At 29.1% G+C, this 17,381-nt stretch carries 16 protein-coding genes; 15 read left to right on the forward strand and 1 reads right to left on the reverse strand.

Annotated features, from left to right (window positions below):
- Positions 1-2 precede the first annotated feature (2 nt).
- The 12 genes from HPRAE_RS05230 (at position 3) to HPRAE_RS05285 (ending at position 11,117) form a co-directional block, all read left to right on the forward strand.
- A complete protein-coding gene (locus HPRAE_RS05230; RefSeq protein WP_014553193.1) occupies positions 3-464 on the forward strand; it encodes a regulatory protein RecX in 462 nt (153 codons plus the stop codon).
- 130 nt (positions 465-594) lie between these two features.
- The gene (gene rny / locus HPRAE_RS05235; RefSeq protein ID WP_041606934.1) at positions 595-2,139 is read left to right on the forward strand and encodes a ribonuclease Y; all 1,545 of its coding nucleotides are present in this window, start codon (positions 595-597) and stop codon (positions 2,137-2,139) included.
- 80 nt (positions 2,140-2,219) lie between these two features.
- Positions 2,220-2,996 (forward strand): TIGR00282 family metallophosphoesterase, encoded by a 777-nt coding sequence (locus tag HPRAE_RS05240; RefSeq protein ID WP_014553195.1) that lies wholly within the window; start codon positions 2,220-2,222, stop codon positions 2,994-2,996.
- Between the two features lie 99 nt (positions 2,997-3,095).
- Positions 3,096-3,356, forward strand: a complete 261-nt coding sequence (locus tag HPRAE_RS05245) for a stage V sporulation protein S (RefSeq protein WP_014553196.1) — start codon at positions 3,096-3,098, stop codon at positions 3,354-3,356.
- Positions 3,357-3,501: 145 nt separating this feature from the next.
- A complete protein-coding gene (locus HPRAE_RS05250) occupies positions 3,502-4,179 on the forward strand; it encodes a response regulator transcription factor (RefSeq protein ID WP_014553197.1) in 678 nt (225 codons plus the stop codon).
- Positions 4,179-5,576, forward strand: coding sequence for a HAMP domain-containing sensor histidine kinase (locus tag HPRAE_RS05255; protein WP_014553198.1), 1,398 nt, complete (start codon positions 4,179-4,181; stop codon positions 5,574-5,576). Before HPRAE_RS05250 ends, HPRAE_RS05255 begins: the two co-directional genes overlap by 1 nt.
- 84 nt (positions 5,577-5,660) lie before the next feature.
- Positions 5,661-6,311, forward strand: a complete 651-nt coding sequence (locus tag HPRAE_RS05260) for a MotA/TolQ/ExbB proton channel family protein (protein WP_014553199.1) — start codon at positions 5,661-5,663, stop codon at positions 6,309-6,311.
- Complete coding sequence (locus HPRAE_RS05265; RefSeq protein ID WP_014553200.1) at positions 6,292-6,696, forward strand: ExbD/TolR family protein; 405 nt, start codon at positions 6,292-6,294, stop codon at positions 6,694-6,696. Before HPRAE_RS05260 ends, HPRAE_RS05265 begins: the two co-directional genes overlap by 20 nt.
- A gap of 15 nt (positions 6,697-6,711) precedes the next feature.
- Positions 6,712-7,740 carry an energy transducer TonB gene (locus tag HPRAE_RS05270; protein WP_014553201.1) on the forward strand — a complete coding sequence of 343 codons (1,029 nt, stop codon included), beginning with the start codon at positions 6,712-6,714 and terminating at the stop codon, positions 7,738-7,740.
- 5 nt (positions 7,741-7,745) lie between these two features.
- Complete coding sequence (locus HPRAE_RS05275) at positions 7,746-9,734, forward strand: COG1361 family protein (RefSeq protein ID WP_014553202.1); 1,989 nt, start codon at positions 7,746-7,748, stop codon at positions 9,732-9,734.
- Positions 9,734-10,465 (forward strand): S-layer homology domain-containing protein, encoded by a 732-nt coding sequence (locus tag HPRAE_RS05280; RefSeq protein WP_014553203.1) that lies wholly within the window; start codon positions 9,734-9,736, stop codon positions 10,463-10,465. Before HPRAE_RS05275 ends, HPRAE_RS05280 begins: the two co-directional genes overlap by 1 nt.
- Before the next feature lie 67 nt (positions 10,466-10,532).
- Positions 10,533-11,117 carry a cell wall hydrolase gene (locus tag HPRAE_RS05285; protein ID WP_014553204.1) on the forward strand — a complete coding sequence of 195 codons (585 nt, stop codon included), beginning with the start codon at positions 10,533-10,535 and terminating at the stop codon, positions 11,115-11,117.
- 70 nt (positions 11,118-11,187) lie between these two features.
- On the opposite strand, the gene gyrA is transcribed toward HPRAE_RS05285, so the two are convergent.
- Positions 11,188-13,572, reverse strand: a complete 2,385-nt coding sequence (gene gyrA, locus HPRAE_RS05290; RefSeq protein WP_014553205.1) for a DNA gyrase subunit A — start codon at positions 13,570-13,572, stop codon at positions 11,188-11,190.
- A 140-nt stretch (positions 13,573-13,712) separates the two neighbouring features.
- Here gyrA and gyrB point away from each other — a divergent pair, with 140 nt between their 5' ends.
- From gyrB to rd, 3 genes are all read left to right on the forward strand, one after another.
- Positions 13,713-15,629, forward strand: a complete 1,917-nt coding sequence (gyrB, locus tag HPRAE_RS05295) for a DNA topoisomerase (ATP-hydrolyzing) subunit B (RefSeq protein ID WP_014553206.1) — start codon at positions 13,713-13,715, stop codon at positions 15,627-15,629.
- Between the two features lie 43 nt (positions 15,630-15,672).
- Positions 15,673-16,941 carry a chloride channel protein gene (locus HPRAE_RS05300; protein ID WP_014553207.1) on the forward strand — a complete coding sequence of 423 codons (1,269 nt, stop codon included), beginning with the start codon at positions 15,673-15,675 and terminating at the stop codon, positions 16,939-16,941.
- An 87-nt stretch (positions 16,942-17,028) separates the two neighbouring features.
- The gene (gene rd / locus HPRAE_RS05305; RefSeq protein ID WP_014553208.1) at positions 17,029-17,193 is read left to right on the forward strand and encodes a rubredoxin; all 165 of its coding nucleotides are present in this window, start codon (positions 17,029-17,031) and stop codon (positions 17,191-17,193) included.
- Positions 17,194-17,381: the final 188 nt, after the last annotated feature.

A 17,381-nucleotide genomic window follows, 5' to 3' on the forward strand; every position in this document is an offset into this window, starting at 1 on the left:
CCATGGATCAAACAAATAAAAAAGAATTTTCAAAAGCAAGAAATAAAGCTTTTAAATTATTAAGTTATAGAGAAAGAACAATCAAAGAAATTGAAGATCGTTTAAGAAAAAAAGATTTTACTGAAGAAGTTATTAAAGCAGTAGTTGATTATCTTTTAGAAAATGATTATTTAAATGAAGAGCGTTTTGCTGAAATGTGGATTAGATCCAGAAAAAACCATCATCCACGCGGACGAAAATTAATTTATAAAGAATTAAAAAATAAAGGTGTTAATCAGAGAATAATTAATACTGCTTTAAATCAGTATTTAAGTCAAGAAGATGAATTAAAAATGGCAGAATATCTAATGACTAAATGGTTAAGACGCCGCAAAAAAGAAGATAGTTCTAGTTATAAATTAAAAAATTATTTAGCTAACAAAGGTTTTAGTTATAATTTAGTTTATCAAGTAACAGATAAGTAAAAGTCTGCTATAAGCAGGCTTTTTACTTTATTTACCAAATTGTCGGCTTTTCTTGACATCTAGATTGAAAAAAGTTAAAATATTATTAGAAATGTAAATATAAAATTAAAAATTGAATATAGAACAGGGGGTGAATATTATTACTGGAGGTGTATTTTATTTTATAATAGCCCTACCTCTCGGAATTGTAATCGGGTATTTAACGAGAAAATATATTGCAAAAGCACGGATGCAATCTGCTGAAGAAGAAGCAGATAAAATACTCAAAGATGCAGTAAGGGATGCCAAGGCAAAGAAAAAAGAAATTACTCTGGAAGCTAAAGAAAATGCTCATCAAATTCGTGAAGAGGCTAATAAAGAATGTCAAAAGCGAAGAGATGAATTACAAAAATTAGAAAATAGATTAATGCGTAAAGAAGAAAATCTTGATCGTAAATCTGAAAATCTAGACAGAAAAGAACAAAGTTTAAAAGATCGAGATAATAATCTAAATAAAGCTGAAGAGAAAATTGAAAAAATGAAAAAAGAGCAAAAAGAAAAATTAGAAATGATAGCAAGCTTTTCTGAAAAAGAAGCTAAAGATTATTTATTAAATAAAGTTGAATCTGAGCTAGATCATGAGTATGCAAAAATGATTAAAGCAAAAGAAGCTGAAGCAAAAGAAAAGTCTGAGAAAAAAGCTAGAGAAATTATTTCACTTGCTATCCAAAGATCTGCAGCAGACCATGTTACAGAATCTACAGTCTCTGTAGTTAATCTTCCAAATGATGATATGAAGGGAAGAATCATTGGACGTGAAGGTAGAAATATTAGGACTTTAGAAAGCTTAACAGGAATTGATTTAATTATTGATGATACTCCTGAGGCAGTTGTGATTTCTGGTTTTGATCCAATTAGAAGAGAAATTGCCAGAATTGCTTTAGAAAAATTAATTATTGATGGTAGAATTCATCCAGCTAGAATTGAAGAAATGGTTGAAAAAGCTGAAAAAGAATTAGACCAGCATATTAAGGAAATAGGAGAACAGGCAACTTTTGATTCAGGTGTTCATGGTTTAGATTCTGAATTAGTTCAATTACTTGGAAGACTTAAATTTAGAACTAGCTATGGTCAGAATGTATTACAACATTCTATAGAAGTTTCCTATTTAGCAAGCATTATGGCAGCAGAATTAGGAGCAGATGTTACTCTTGCAAGAAGGGGTGGACTGCTACATGATATTGGTAAAGCAATAGATCATGATATGGAAGGTACCCATGTTAATTTAGGTGTTGATACAGCTAGAAAACATGGTGAAAGTGAAAAAGTTATTCATACTATTGAAGCTCATCATAATGATGTTGAATTTAAGTCAGTTGAAGCTGTTTTAGTTGCAGCTGCTGATGCTATTTCAGCCGCAAGACCTGGAGCTAGAAAAGAGACCTTAGATTCTTATATTAAGAGACTTGAAGAATTAGAAGAAATTGGTGAGTCTTTTGAAGGTGTCGAAAAGGCTTATGCTATCCAAGCAGGAAGAGAAATTAGAATCATGGTTGAACCCGATAAAATTAATGATGTTACAAGTACCAAAATGGTTAGAGATATTACTAAGAAAATTGAAAATAATCTTGACTATCCGGGACAAATTAAAGTTGTAATTATTCGGGAAACAAGAGTAGTAGATTATGCTAAATAAAAAATAACTAATTTTGAAATTAATAGGCTCCTCTTTGAGGAGCCTTTTATAAATTTATTATATAAAGTGGGAGATCTAAAATGAATATTTTATTTATAGGTGATATTGTAGGAAGAGCAGGTAGACGAGCTGTTAGACTTTTTTTAGATAAAATAAAAAAAGAAAATAAAGTAGATTTTATAATTGCAAATGGTGAAAATTCAGCTGGTGGTTTTGGTATAACTAAAAAAGTGGCTAAAGAACTAGTTGACTATGGTATAGATTTTTTTACGATGGGAAATCATACTTGGGATAACAAAGATATTTTTAAATTTATTGATGAAAAAGATAATTTGATTCGCCCTTTAAATTTTCCTGAAAATAATCCAGGCCAAGGTTGGAAAACTATAGAAATTAATTCTAAAAAAGTTACTATAATAAATTTAATTGGTCAAGTATTTATGCAAAGTTGTGATTCACCTTATCATAAATTTATAGAGCTTTATCCTCAAATTAGAGATTCAGATATTATTTTAGTTGATTTTCATGCAGAAGCAACAGGAGAAAAAATGGCCTTTGCTAGAGCTGTTGATGGAATGGTCACTGCAGTTATTGGGACTCATACCCATGTTCAAACAAATGATGCTCAAATTTTGCCTCAAAAAACAGCTTATATTACTGATGCAGGTTTAACAGGAGCGGTTGATTCTATTTTAGGTATGAAAGCTGATAAAATGGTCCAAAAAATGAAAGACTCACTTCCAGTTCGATATGAAGTAGCAACTGGTGAAGTTAAATTAGAAGCTGTTTTAGTTAAAATTGGAAACAAAAATAATCAAGCTACAGCAATTGAAACAATTAATAAAAATAATCTCTAATAATTTGTTCAAAAAGCAGGAATTTATTTCATTGATGTCTAATATGTATTATATAAGCATATGTGATATTTTATTCATATAGGGAGGTAATAGACAAAAATGGAAATTTTAAAAGTATCATCAAATTCAAGTCCAAATAAAGTAGCTGGAGCTTTAGCTGGTGTTTTAAGAGAAGAAGGTAAGGCAGAACTGCAGGCTATTGGTGCAGGGGCCATTAACCAAGGGGTGAAAGCTGTAGCAATTGCAAGAGGTTTTGTAGCTCCTAGTGGGGTTGATTTAATCTGTATACCAGCCTTTACTGATATAGAGATTGAAGGAGAAGAAAGGACTGCGATTAAATTAATTGTAGAACCAAGATAGAAATTTTATCTGTTTGCCAGCTGGCAGACAGATTTTTTTACTTTTAATCTTATTTTAACTTGTGTTATGACACATTTAAGTTATATAATAGATAATAGTTAGGAATAAATAAGTTGGTCAAGCCCTATAAATTTGAGGTGCTAAAATGGAAAAAATATTAATTGTTGAAGATGAAGCTAAAATAAGGAAATTAATTAAAAGCTATTTAGCAGAAGAATATAAATTAAAAGAAGCTGCAAATGGAAAAAAAGCATTATCTCTATTTAAAAATAATAATTTTGATTTAATTATTTTAGATTTAATGTTACCTAAAATAAGTGGAGAAGAAGTTTGTCAAAATATAAGACAAATCTCTGATATTCCAATTATTATGTTAACTGCTAAAAGTAGTGAAGAACATAAAATAGCTGGTTTTAATTATGGTGCAGATGATTATTTAACAAAGCCTTTTAGTCCTCGAGAATTATTAGTGCGTGTCAAAGCACTTTTAAGACGCAGTCAAAATGTTAAAAAAGCCAATGTCATCGCCTTAAATAAAGGAGAATATAAGATATTCCCTGAAAAAATGATTGTCACAAAAGATGATCTTGATTGTGAACTCACAACTACAGAATTCAAAATTTTAATGGCCTTAATTAATAATGCAAATCAAGTTTTAAGTCGGGAACAATTAGCAGATATTGTGATGGGACTGGAGTTTAGTGGATTTGATAGAACTATAGATGCTCATATTAAAAATATAAGAAAAAAAATGAAATTAGAAAAAGATCAATATATAATTACAGTCTATGGAGCTGGGTATAAGTTTATAGGTGATCTTTAATGTCTAAATTAGGTAAAAAAATATTTATTATATTTCTATTATTAATTATTTTATCTTTATTTTTAGTTGGTCTTTTTATTAATTTTTCAATTGGAGAAAAATTTGATGATTTTATAAATCTGCAGCGTGAAAAAAGTATTCAAGAATTAGCAGAATTAATTACAGAGGCAGCTGCTAAAAATGATTTTAAAGAAGTTAGATCATTAGTTAAGAATTTTAGTAGAACTAATAAAATTCCAATTTGGCTGCAAGATGAAAAAGGAAATTTCATTTATTTTTCTAATCAAAGTCGTCATATGTCTAATATGATGGGAAATATGGGAATGAATAGTTCACATTTACGCATGATGAATCAATTGCCTGATGATTTTCCAGGTCGAAATAAAAAAGAACTAATATATTCAGATGGTAGAAAAATATTCACTTTATATTGGAAAGAATTGGCGGCTAAAAATCAGTTAGATTCTGAAATCTATAATTATTTTAAAAAAAATATATATCAAGCAATAATATTTAGTGCTGCTATAGTAATTTTTTTAATAATAATTCTATCCTTTATTATTTCTAAAAAAATAACTACTCCCTTAATTAAGCTTAAAAATGCTGCTTTAGCAGTTGCTCAAGGGGATTATAAAGAAAAGATAGAAGCCAAAGGTCAAGATGAATTAACTGAATTAATAGAAGCTTTTAATTTAATGACAAAAAAATTAAAAAAATTAGATAAAATAAGAAAAGAATCCACTTCTGATTTAGCTCATGAGCTAAGAACTCCACTCACAACACTCAGTGGATATTTAGAAGCTATAGAAGATGGGAAATTAAAAGCAGATTTAGCAACAATTAAAGAAATGCAAGAAGAAACTAAAAGGATTACAAAGTTAGTTGAAAATCTAAATGATTTTGCTAATGCCCAAAATAAAGTTTTTAATCTAAAAAAAGAAAAAATTAATTTAAAACCGATCATAAAAAAGGTTTTAAAACATTTTTCAAAATCAATTAAAGATAAAAATATTGAGCTTAAACTTAATTTAGACTCAGAGCTTTATTTAAATGGGGATCAAGATAGTTTATTTCAAATAGTCGACAATATAATAGAAAATGCAATTAAATATAATAAACAAAATGGCAAAATAATAATTGAAGCTAAAAAAGAAAAAGATTATTTGATAATTAATTTTAAAGATACTGGTTTGGGGATAAAAGCTAAAGATTTACCATATATATTTGAAAGGTTTTATAGAACAGACCAGTCACGTAATTCTAAAAATCAAGGTTCAGGTATTGGATTGGCAGTTGTGAAAGAATTAGTAGAAGCACATAACGGTAAAATTAAAGCTCAAAGTAATGAGCAGCAGGGTACTATTTTTAAATTAAAATTACCAGCTTTAAAAACATAATTTAGTAATCTGTTAGTTTAATTTAATTTGAATTTAAATATTAAAAAAATTTATTTAATCTTAGATTTAAGAGGAGTGATTTGATTGGATTTTAATCGTATTTGGAATTTATTGACACTAGGTGGACCGATGACTATTCCACTTTTATTTGCATCAGTTTTTAGTTTGGCAGTTATTATAGAAAAAGCAATTTTCTTTTATCGACATAATGATAGTAATTCTAGATTAATCAAAAGAATTGAAATTTTAGTAGAAGAAGGCGATATCTTAAGTGCTTTAAATGAATTAAAGGGTAAAACAGGTACAAATGCTAAATTATTATCAGCTGCTTTAGCACATAATAGTGAAGACCCTTCTCGTTTAAGAGAAGTTTTAAAAGCAGTAGGAGAAGATGAAATTAAAAAAATGGAAAGACATCTTCCAATTTTAGATGTTGTAGCAATGATTTCCCCCTTATTAGGTTTATTGGGAACTGTAATTGGAATCATTAGTAGTTTTAATATTTTGGGTACAGCAGCTGGAGCAGCTAATCCAGCTCAAATCAGTTCTGGAATTGCTGCAGCCCTAATTAGTACAGCTTTAGGACTAATTATAGCTATTCCGACTGCCATATTTTATTCTTATTTTGCTCATAAAGTTGAAAAAAGAGCTCATCAGATGAATTTAAGTTTAGTCGAGATTGTTGATGTTGTCAGCAATAATAGAGGTGACAGTGATGTTCAAAACTACTCTTAAGAAAAAAAGTTCAATCAATATCATTCCAATGATTGATGTTATATTTTTTCTTTTAGTATTTTTTATGTTATTTACTACCTTTAGAACAACTCCTGAAGGAATAGAAATGCAGTTACCAAAAGCTGTAACAGCTACTGAACAAAAATCAGAAAATTTTATTATAAATATAGATTCAGATGGTAATTATTATTATGAAGATCAAGCTTTAGGACTTAAACAGATTATTTCTGAGGCAAAAATTGTAAATAAAGAAAAGTCCAATCTAACAATTGTAATTAGTGCAGATAAAAATACACGTTATGAAAATGTTGTTTCTTTGATGGATGGCATGCGTAATGTTGGAATTACTAGATTAGCTCTAGCAGCAGATAAAGAAGGTAGTTAATAGGATGGTGAATTTATGCCAAATAATAACAATGATAAAAAATTATTGATTTATATTAGTTTGTCTATAATCATCCATCTTTTAATTTTGTATTTTCTTCCTTTAGGTTTTTTACATGGAAGTGCTCAAAGTGAAAGTGAACTAGATGATTATGGCTATATTCAGCTAGTTGATTATCAAGCCCAAGCAATAGAAACCGAAGAAAAAGAAGAAATTAAAGAACCTAGAGAGAATAAAGAAGAACTAACTGAAAAGAAAAAAGATGAGCAAGATGAAAAGACAAATCCAGAGGTTGAAAGTGAAAAAGAAGTTGCTCAAAAAGAAAAAGAAGTAGAACCAAAAGTAGAAGAAAAAACCAAAGTAAAAACTGAGCTAAAAGAAGAAACTATAGTGGAAAATAAAGAAGAAAAAGTAGAAAACAAAAAAGAAACCAAAATTGAAAAAGATATAATTGAAAAAGATTTAGAAATAAAAAAAGAAAGTGAAGTAAAATCTGAATCAGATTTAATAACAAGTGAGGATAGTAATAGTGAAATTGAAATAGAAGTAGAAAAAAATCAAGTTAAAGATCAAGCAGTAGAAGAAAATGAAGCTTCTAATACTGAAAATGAAAAGATAGAAAAGAAAGTGGATGCAAATAAAAAAGACGCTTCTAATTCTAAGACTGAAACTACAGAGAAAGCAGAAGCTGAAGTTAAAGAAAAGACTAAGCCGAAACCACCAACAGCTGGTGATTTAATTGGCTTAATTGAACCACCAGCTTTTCCTAAAGATTTAGTTGGTAGTCGTTCTGAAGGTACAGTTGATCTAATGGTAGAAATTTCTGAGACTGGAGAAGTTGTTGAAATTGAAGTTTTAGAGTCTTCAGGTCATGATTCAATGGATCGAGTTGCTCAACTGACTTTAAAACATGGTTGGGAATTTAAACAATATCAAAAACCTTATCAAATTGAAGTTTCCATTAAATATTATTTAGATCAAGCTGATAATACTCAAGTAGATGTGCAAATTGGCCAAGTAGAATTTATGTCTGGAGGTGAATAAGATTAATGACTAAATTTAAAAAAGTAATATTTATTGTTTTATCTATAATTATGATTTTTAGCCTTAAAACGGCTGCTGAATCTGATTTTTTTGAAAATGTAGATGAAAATAATAATCTTCGTTTTGGAAATGAATATATAGTAATTGTAGTTAATAAAAATGAAAACTCACAGGGAAGATTTGCAGTTGAAACAACCGGTGGTGCTCCTGCTCGGGAAAATGATGATAATAAACCACTAATTTATGGTAGACCAAACCCTTGGACTTCTTATACTTCCCTCTGGATTAATGGTGAAAAATATGTATTTGGAGGTAAAACTAAAAGAAGAGCTGGAGCAGAAGCAAAATATGGTAAAATAATTCAAGAACCGACTGTAAAAGATAATCAAATAATTACTAAAATTCGTTTTGATAAAATTATAGTGGAACAAATTTTATCAATAGTCAAAAGTTCTACAACTGGACTTGCTGATAGTGCTCAAATTCAGTATAGAATTATTAATGAAGGTGAAAAAGAAGAAAAAGTTGGTCTGAGAGTTATGTTAGATACTATGTTAGGTCAAAATGATGGAGCCCCTTTTAGGTTAGGTGAAGATACTATTGATTCTGATAAATTATATTATGCTAAACAATTAGATGATTTTTGGCAGGCTTTTGATAGTATATCAAATCCTCAAGTTACTTCTCAAGGTTCCTTTATTGGACCTGATGTTAGTAAGCCTGATAAAGTTTATTTTTCTGATTGGGGTAGTTTAGCAGATGGAGTTTGGGATTTTGATTTTAATCCTGGCCAAGAATTTATTCGTAAAGGTGAGTATGAAGTTGACAGCGCAATGGCAATGTACTGGGTTCCTGAAAAAATTGAGCCTGGGGAAACAAACACTTATATAACTAAATATGGTCTTGGAGGAATTACAATTGTTCCCGGAATTTTGTCCTTAGGAGTAACTTCAGCTGCTGAGGTAACTTTAGATAAGAATAATCAAAGTTTTCCAGTTGTTGCGTATTTAGAAAACACATCTGAAATTGAGGCTCGTAATGTAGAAATTAAAATTGAATTACCAGCTGGTTTTGAAGTTGAAAATAAGACTAAAAATTTAGGGAATATGAAAGCTGAAGATATTTCCCAGATAACTTGGAATGTAAAAGCTTTAAATCAAGATAATTTACCAGAAGAGATGACATATCGAGTAATAGTTGATGCAGAAAATACAGACTCTAATCAAGTTGAAAGAAAAGTTAAGTTTTTAGGGCCACCAGTCTTAAATGCCAAAATAGAATTAATGGAAAATGTAGAATCAGTTGATGGTCAATTAGAACCTAATCCCTTTAGAGTTCAAGCTCAAATAAGTAATTCCGGTGAAACTTCTTTATATGGAGTCGAAGCAGAATTAATTTTGCCTCCAGGTTTAGTGCCTGCAAGTAGTGAAAAAACTAAGAAAAATTTAGGGATGCTCAAAAATGGAGAAAATATAGATATAAACTGGGCAATAGAAGCTTTACGAGTTGATGGTACTTTACCCTTTGCACTTAAGGTAACAGGTATAAATGACTATCAAAAAACAATTGTAGAAGAAATTAACTTACCTGAATTAAATCCTCTAATTTTGTTAAGAGAAACTAAGGGACAAGTTGATGAAGATTATTTAGCTGTAGATATAGTTGCTGCTAATATAGCTGAAGCAGAAAAGTTAAGTTTTGAGTTAAATTATAATAGTGATAATTTATTATTAACTCATGTTTCAAGAGGAGATTTTTTTGTTGGAGATAATAATTTATTACCATTTAATAGACCTGATAGATCAGAAAAAGGGAAAGTTATTTTTAAACAAGAATTACCATTTTCTCGTTCTAATGGTGTGATAGCAACTGTTCATTTTAAAATGAAAAATGATAAAATAAGTAATTTAAGTTTAAATAAATTAAAGGCTTTAAATAGTGATAATAAAGAATTTAAAATTAAAATTAAAAATATTTTAGAGGAGGAAAATTAATGTTTAATAAAAAAAGTATTTTAAGTATAACTGTTTTACTGATTTTGATTTTTACTAGTGGGGTATTTGCACAACAATTTAATGATGTACCAAGGGATCATTGGGCTTATGATAGTGTTCAAAGTTTAGCTGATAAAGGTTATTTAAGTCTTTATTCAGGCGAAGATTTTAATGGGGAAAAAGAACTAACTAGATATGAAATGGCCGAAATAGTAGCAAATATTTTAGACAATACAGTTGGTTCTAATTCAAGCCAAAAATTATCAGAAGAAGATGTTGATGTTATTAGAGAATTATCTTTAGAATTTAGAGATGAATTAGTTACAGTTGCTCAAAGACAAAAAGATTTTGAAGAAAAATTAAATAAAATAGAAGATACAAATCAAATTCAAAATGAAGACATTTCTAATATTAATGTTGAATTAGCTGAAATGAAGGAAGATGTTAACAAAGTATCTAATTTAGAAGCAAGTGTAAATGAAATCCAAGCTCAAATTAATAGCCTAGAAAGTGATCTTAATTCAATTAAAAAAGAAGGTCTTTCTGGACAAAAAATGCAAGAAATTGAAGATAGTCAAAGTATTAATATGACTAAAATTAATGAATTAGAAAATAGAATTGAAAAATTAGAAGCTGAAAAATCTGAAATAAGTAAAAACGAAAGCAAAAGTGATTCTACAAATACAGGTTATATTCTTGGTGGCTTAGCTTTATTAGCTTTAATTTTATAATAAACTAATTCAAAACAAATAAAAATACTAATCCATATAATTTAGTATAATATATAAGGAGAGATCTATGCAGCAGCTTAATTTTAAAAAAACAATTATATTATTAACTTTAATTATGATAACTAATATGGTGTTTTTACCCTATATTAGCTCTGTTCCTACAGCTAGAGCAGCTTCTATCGAAAAAGATGATATTTATACTGGCTTAGGTTTAATGTTTTTATTTATTGTTTTAGGTAGTGATAATGATAAAACTAAAGTTGATAGTGATGATTTTTATAGCTATCGTGATTTTAGTTCAAAAGAAATGGAAGTTTTAGCTAGTATTATTAATGCTGAAGCTCGAGGAGAAAGTTATCGGGGTAAGGTAGCTGTGGGAGCTGTTATTATTAATAGGGTTTATCACCCTTCATTTCCCAACACAATTAAAGATGTAGTTTATCAACCTGGACAATTTACTCCAGTTCGAAATGGGATGATTAATTTAAAGCCAAGCAGTGAAGCTTATAAAGCTGCTTATGCTGCAGTTGAAGGTGAAGACCCTAGTCGAGGTAGTTTGTATTTTTATAATCCTCGAACAGCAAAAAATCAGTCCTTTTTTGCCAAAAGAAAAAAGATGGTTAAAATTGGAAATCATGTTTTTCTAAAATAAAAATACCTCAGATTAGTTATTTAAAACTGATCTGAGGCTTTTTTTATTTAAATTAAAGTCTAAATATATTTTAATTAGTAGCAATAATTTTTTTGACTGTAGTTATTTTTTCAAAATCAAGTTCTTTAGTTATTTGATACATATTTCCTGCTGGAGAGGTTTCTGGTATTTGATCTACTTCAATTTCATATATTTCTCCATTTTTAGCAGCAATTAAAATTTTATCTCCTGCTTTAGCCTTAACAGCTCCTGCTAGTTTGTAGCTTTTATTAGAAAATATTCTATTCCCTTTACCGTTTCTTTTTTGAGTTTCGAATTCACTTAGTTTTATTTTATTTGCTCTCCCATTTTCAGAGATAGAAATTATAAAACTATTATTTTCAAAAGTGCTAAAATAAAGCACTTTATCATTTTTAATTAAATTAATTGCTCTACTTCCTAGAGTATTCCGGCCCGTAGTTGAAAAACTACTCCCTTTAAATCTAATTAAATAACCTTTTTTACTAATTACTATTAAGTCACTTGCTTCATCTGTTTTTTCAACATTTACTAATTGATCTTCATCTAATTTAATAGCCCTAATATGACTATAATTAGTTCGATATTCATCAACTTCTGTTCTTTTAATTAATCCATTCTCAGTAACAAAAGTATAATATTTATTTTTAGTTTTAGCTTTATTTTTACTCAAAATATTAAGATCAATAATGCTTTCATTAATCGGGATTTGTAAGTATTTACTTAAATTTTCACCAGTAGCTAGACCATGGTGTTCTTCAATATTATGGACTTGTAAGTTATAAACTTCACCTTGGTTACTAAAAAATAAAAGTTGATCTAAAGATGATCCTCCAACTGTAGAAATTAAATAATCATTTTTAGCAGTTCTTAAATTTTTGTATTCATCATTTCTTTTAATAATTCCCCGATAGGAAAGAGAAATAATAGCTTTTTTTTCTTTAATCAAGTCATTTTTAGTGATTTCAGCTTTACTATCATCAGCAATAATATCTGTTCTTCTAGGGTCAGAAAATTTCTTTTTAATTTCTTTTAACTCAGCTCTAAGAACAGATTTTAATTCTTCTTCATTATTTAAAATATTTTTATAATATTTTATTTTTTGGGCTAAATCTTTTTTTTCTGCTTCTAATTTTTCAAATTCCATCCCAACCAAACGTTGTAATTGCATTTCTAAAATAGATTGAGCTTGTCTTTCTGATATTTTAAGTTTTTTAACTAATTTAGCTTTAGCTTCTTTTTTAGCTTCAGAATTTCTAATTACATCAATTACTATATCTAGTTGATCAATTGCTTTTTTTAATCCTTCTAAAATATGATAGCGGTTTTCTGCTTTAGTTAGATTATATTTACTATGATTTTTGATAATTTCTTTTCTAAAATCTAAAAAATGATTCAAAATCTCTAAGAGTCCCATCACAACTGGTTTTTTATCATTAATTGCTAACAGGTTAATTCTAAAATTATTTTGTAAATTTGTATATTTATATAGTCGATTTAAAGTTAATTCTGGATCAGCATTAGCTTTTAATTCAATTACAATTCTAATTCCCTTTTTATCAGATTCATCCCTCAAATCAGAAACAGAAGAAATTTTTCCTTTATTAACTAATTCAGCTATTTCTTCAATTAGTTTAGATTTGTTGACTTGATATGGGATTTCAGTAATAATTAAATTTTTATGTCTTTTTTTCTTTTCAATTTTACTTTTAGCTCTTAAAGTTATTTTACCTTTACCACTTTGATAAGCTGCTTTAATCCCATCATTACCTATTATTGAAGCACCAGTTGGAAAGTCAGGTCCTGGTAGATGATTTTTTATAATAGTCTCAAGCCTTGCATTGGGGTAATCTAAAAGGTGTACTAAAGCATCTATAACTTCACCTAAGTTATGAGGCGGAATAGAAGTACTCATCCCGACAGCAATACCACTAGAACCGTTAACTAATAAATTTGGTATTTTAGAAGGTAAGACTTCTGGTTCTTGTAAACTGCCATCAAAGTTATCAACAAAATTTACAGTTTTTTGATCAATATTAGCTAAAAGAGCTTCTGCTATTTCGGTTAATTTAGTTTCAGTATAACGCATGGCGGCAGCGCTGTCACCATCTATAGAGCCAAAGTTACCTTGACCGTCAATCAATTGGTAACGCTGATTAAAATCCTGGGCCATCCTAACCATAGCATCATAAACAGCACTATCACCATGAGGATGGAATTTACCTAAAACTTCACCGACTAAGCGAGCTGATTTTTTATGTGCCTTACTATGAAACAAACCTAATTCACGGGCAGCAAAAAGTATTCTTCTATGGACAGGTTTTAAACCGTCTCTCACATCTGGCAGGGCTCTGCCGATGATTACACTTAAGGAATAATTCAAATAAGCATCTTTCATTTTATCTTCAATTGCAATTGGATAAATTTCTTCTTTCATTATCTATCTCCTCTCAAATAATCGTTTTCTGCTAATTTATAATATCATCCTTATCATAGAATTTGCAAATTTAAAGCTTGATCGACTGGCATTCTAAAGATCTCTTTGTTATAATAAGAAAGCGAGGATGGTGAAGACTAATGGAAACACTTTTTGAAAATAAAGATTATAATGCTAACCAGATACAGGTGCTTAAAGGTCTGGAAGCAGTTCGTAAAAGACCAGGAATGTATATTGGAAGCACAGGTATTAAAGGTTTACATCACCTTGTCTGGGAAGTTGTAGATAACAGTATAGATGAATTTTTAGCTGGAAATGGTGATCAAATTAAAGTCACTATTCATCAAGGAGAAGAAATAACTGTAGAAGATTTTGGACGTGGTATACCAGCAGATACACATCAAGAAACTGGTTTGCCTGCTGTTCAAGTAGTATTAACAACTTTACATGCAGGTGGTAAATTTAATAATAGTAGTTATAAAGTTTCTGGAGGTTTACATGGAGTTGGAGTCTCAGTTGTAAATGCTTTATCTTCAGAATTAGAAATAACTACTCATTGGGAAGGACATAAGTATCAGCAGCACTATAAAAAAGGAGCTCCTGTTGATAAACTAAAAAAAATCGGTAAAACTGAGCGAAGTGGAACTATAATTCGCTTTAAACCAGATTCGGAAATTTTTACAGCTCGAGAATTTAAATTTGAAAATCTTGCTCATCGTTTACAAGAATCAGCTTATTTAAATAAAGAACTGACTCTTTCTTTAAGAGATGAGCGGGGAGAAGAAGTAGTAGAAAAAGAATTTCAATATGATGGTGGAATTAAAGCCTTTGTTGAATTTCTAAATAAGGATCGAAATATAATAAATAATGATATTATTTATTTTGAATCAAAACCTGATGATTATGAGGTAGAAATTGCTGTTCAATATAATGATGGTTATAATGAACGGATTTTTTCTTATGCGAATAATATTAATACAATTGATGGAGGCTATCATTTAACTGGTTTTAAAACTGCACTAACAAGAGCAGTTAATAATTTTGCTAAAAATAATAATAAATTACCAGCAAAAATTTCTTCTTTAAATGGTAAAGATGTAAGAGAAGGAATAACAGCAGTTATTAATGTTAAATTACCTGAACCACAATTTGAAGGTCAAACTAAAACTAAATTGGGAAATAGTGAGATTCGCAGCATAGTAGAAAGTGAAGTATATCAATATCTAAGTCTTTATTTTGATACAAATCCTGATTTAGCTAAAAAAATAATTGATAAAGCTGTGCAAGCAGTTAGAGCACGCAAGGCTTCTAAAAAAGCCCGCGAATTGACTAAAAGAAAAACAGCTCTTTCTTCTAACTCATTACCTGGTAAATTAGCAGATTGCAGCAGTAAAAAATCAGAAGAAAGTGAACTCTTTATAGTTGAGGGTGATTCTGCAGGTGGTTCTGCTAAACAAGGAAGAGAACGCAAGTTCCAAGCTATTTTACCATTAAAAGGTAAAATTCTAAATGTAGAACGGGCAAGACTTGATAAAATTTTAAATAACAATGAAGTTGCTGCAATAATTACAGCTTTAGGAGCTGGAATTGGAGAGGATTTTAACTTAGAAAAATTACGCTATCATAAAATTGTAATTATGACTGATGCTGATGTAGATGGTGCTCATATAGCTACTCTAATCTTAACTCTTTTTTATCGTTATATGCCAGAGTTAATTGAAAATGGTCATATCTATTTAGCCAAACCACCACTTTATAAAGTTACTAAAAGGAAAAAAAGTCATTATTTATACAGTGATCAAGCATTAGAAACTTTTAGAAAAGAAAATGAAAATAGCAGCTTTTCACTTCAGCGCTATAAAGGGCTGGGAGAAATGAATCCAGAACAGCTGTGGGCCACAACAATGGATCCTCAAAATAGAGTTCTGCAAAAAGTAGAAATAGATGATAAAATTGAAGCAGATGATATTTTTACTCGTTTAATGGGTTCTAATGCTTCCTTAAGAAAAGAATTTATTTTTAATAATGCAGAATTAGCTCAAACAATAGATGTTTAAAAAATTAAAGGCTTAACTTTAAATTAAAAAAGGGGGGCTATTTTTGTCAGTTCTTAGATTAATTAAAGATAAGTATCTAAAAATATTTTTAGCTTTAATGATTGGAATTATTGTTGGCTTTATAGCCTTATTTTATAATTATATATTAGATTTTTTCACTTCACTTTTTATTGATCCAGTCCAAGAACTGACAATTTATAATCGTTTGAGTTTTATATTTTTACCAGCTATAGGTGGCTTGATTGTTGGCTTAATAGTCAAATATGGAAGTATGACAGCAAAAGGTCATGGAATTCCAGCAATTTTAACTTCAATTAAAACAAAGGAAAGACATTTAACTTATCGTGATTTATTAACAGAGGGGTTTGCCTCGGCAGTTACTATTGCGACTGGTGGAGCTGGGGGAAGAATTGGTCCAATAGTTGAAATTGGTGCTGGTATTGGTGATTTAATTGCTTACAAATTAAAACTTGATCTTTTTGATTACCAAACTTTTTTAGGTTGTGGAGCTGCTGCTGGAATTGCTGGTTTATTTCATGCCCCTTTAGGTGGAATAATGTTTGTTATCGAAATATTGTTTGAGAAAATTGAAAAAAATAGACTCATCTTAGTTTCAATTAGTGCAATTGCAGCCGAAATGGTTATCCGCTGGAGTGGAAGAGATTACTTTTTAAAAGATTTAGTTTTAATAGAAGTTGGTGGTTTTTATAACTTTGTGCTTGCAATCTTAATTGGAATCGCTGCTTCTATTTCTGCTATAATTTTTATTTATAGCTTAAAATTCATTTCAGACCTTTTTGATAATTTAAAAATAAATATTATTTTTAAACCTGCTTTGGGAGGTCTTTTATTAGGTTTTATTGCTTTTAAGCTTCCTCAAATTATGGGATCAGGTACTAGAATAGTTTTTTCTTTATTTTCTCAAACAAGTTTTAGTTTAAGTTTTTTATTTTTGCTTTTGATTTTTAAGATTATTGCTACAGCTTTAACTTTAGGCTCTGGTGGTTCAGGTGGAATATTTTCACCTTCTTTATTATTGGGAAGTTTAACTGGGATTATCATTGGTAATTTATTTTATCAATTTTTACCAATTGGTCAAAACAATCCTGCTTTATATGCCTTAATTGGAATGGCAGCAGTTATTAGTGGTGTGATTAGAGCTCCCTTAACTGCAACTTTTATTATTTTAGAATTTACTCATAATTATAACTTAATGTTATTTTTATTAATTGCAACCTTAATTTCAGATCAATTAGTTAGTTTTAGTGGCTTGAAATCGGTTTATTCTCCAGACTATTTTGAAAGATTATAAACTCTTAAAGGCTTGACTTTTAAGCTGTTTTTGTTTTATAATTAGTTATGTAATTAAAAAAATATAATTAGAGAGGAGCTACTTAATATGCAAAAGTATCAATGCACAGTTTGTATGTACATTTATGATCCTGAAGAGGGAGATCCTGTAGGTGGAATTGAAGCAGGTACATCTTTTGAAGATCTTCCAGAAGATTGGGTTTGTCCAGAATGTGGTGTAGGTAAAGATATGTTTGAACCATATGATGGATAATTTTAATTATATTTAAATATTTTAAATAAACTGGGGTTTTAACCCCAGTTTTTATTTTACATTTAATTTCTAATATAGTATCATGAATATTGATAGGAATAATTTTTTATAAGTGGTTATTTTGTAGTTATTATAAGCTTTTTTTATGTTTGTAATAAATACAAAATAAGCCTTGATTTAATGGTTAA

The organism is Halanaerobium praevalens DSM 2228 (assembly GCF_000165465.1).
GTDB classification, from domain to species: domain Bacteria; phylum Bacillota; class Halanaerobiia; order Halanaerobiales; family Halanaerobiaceae; genus Halanaerobium; species Halanaerobium praevalens.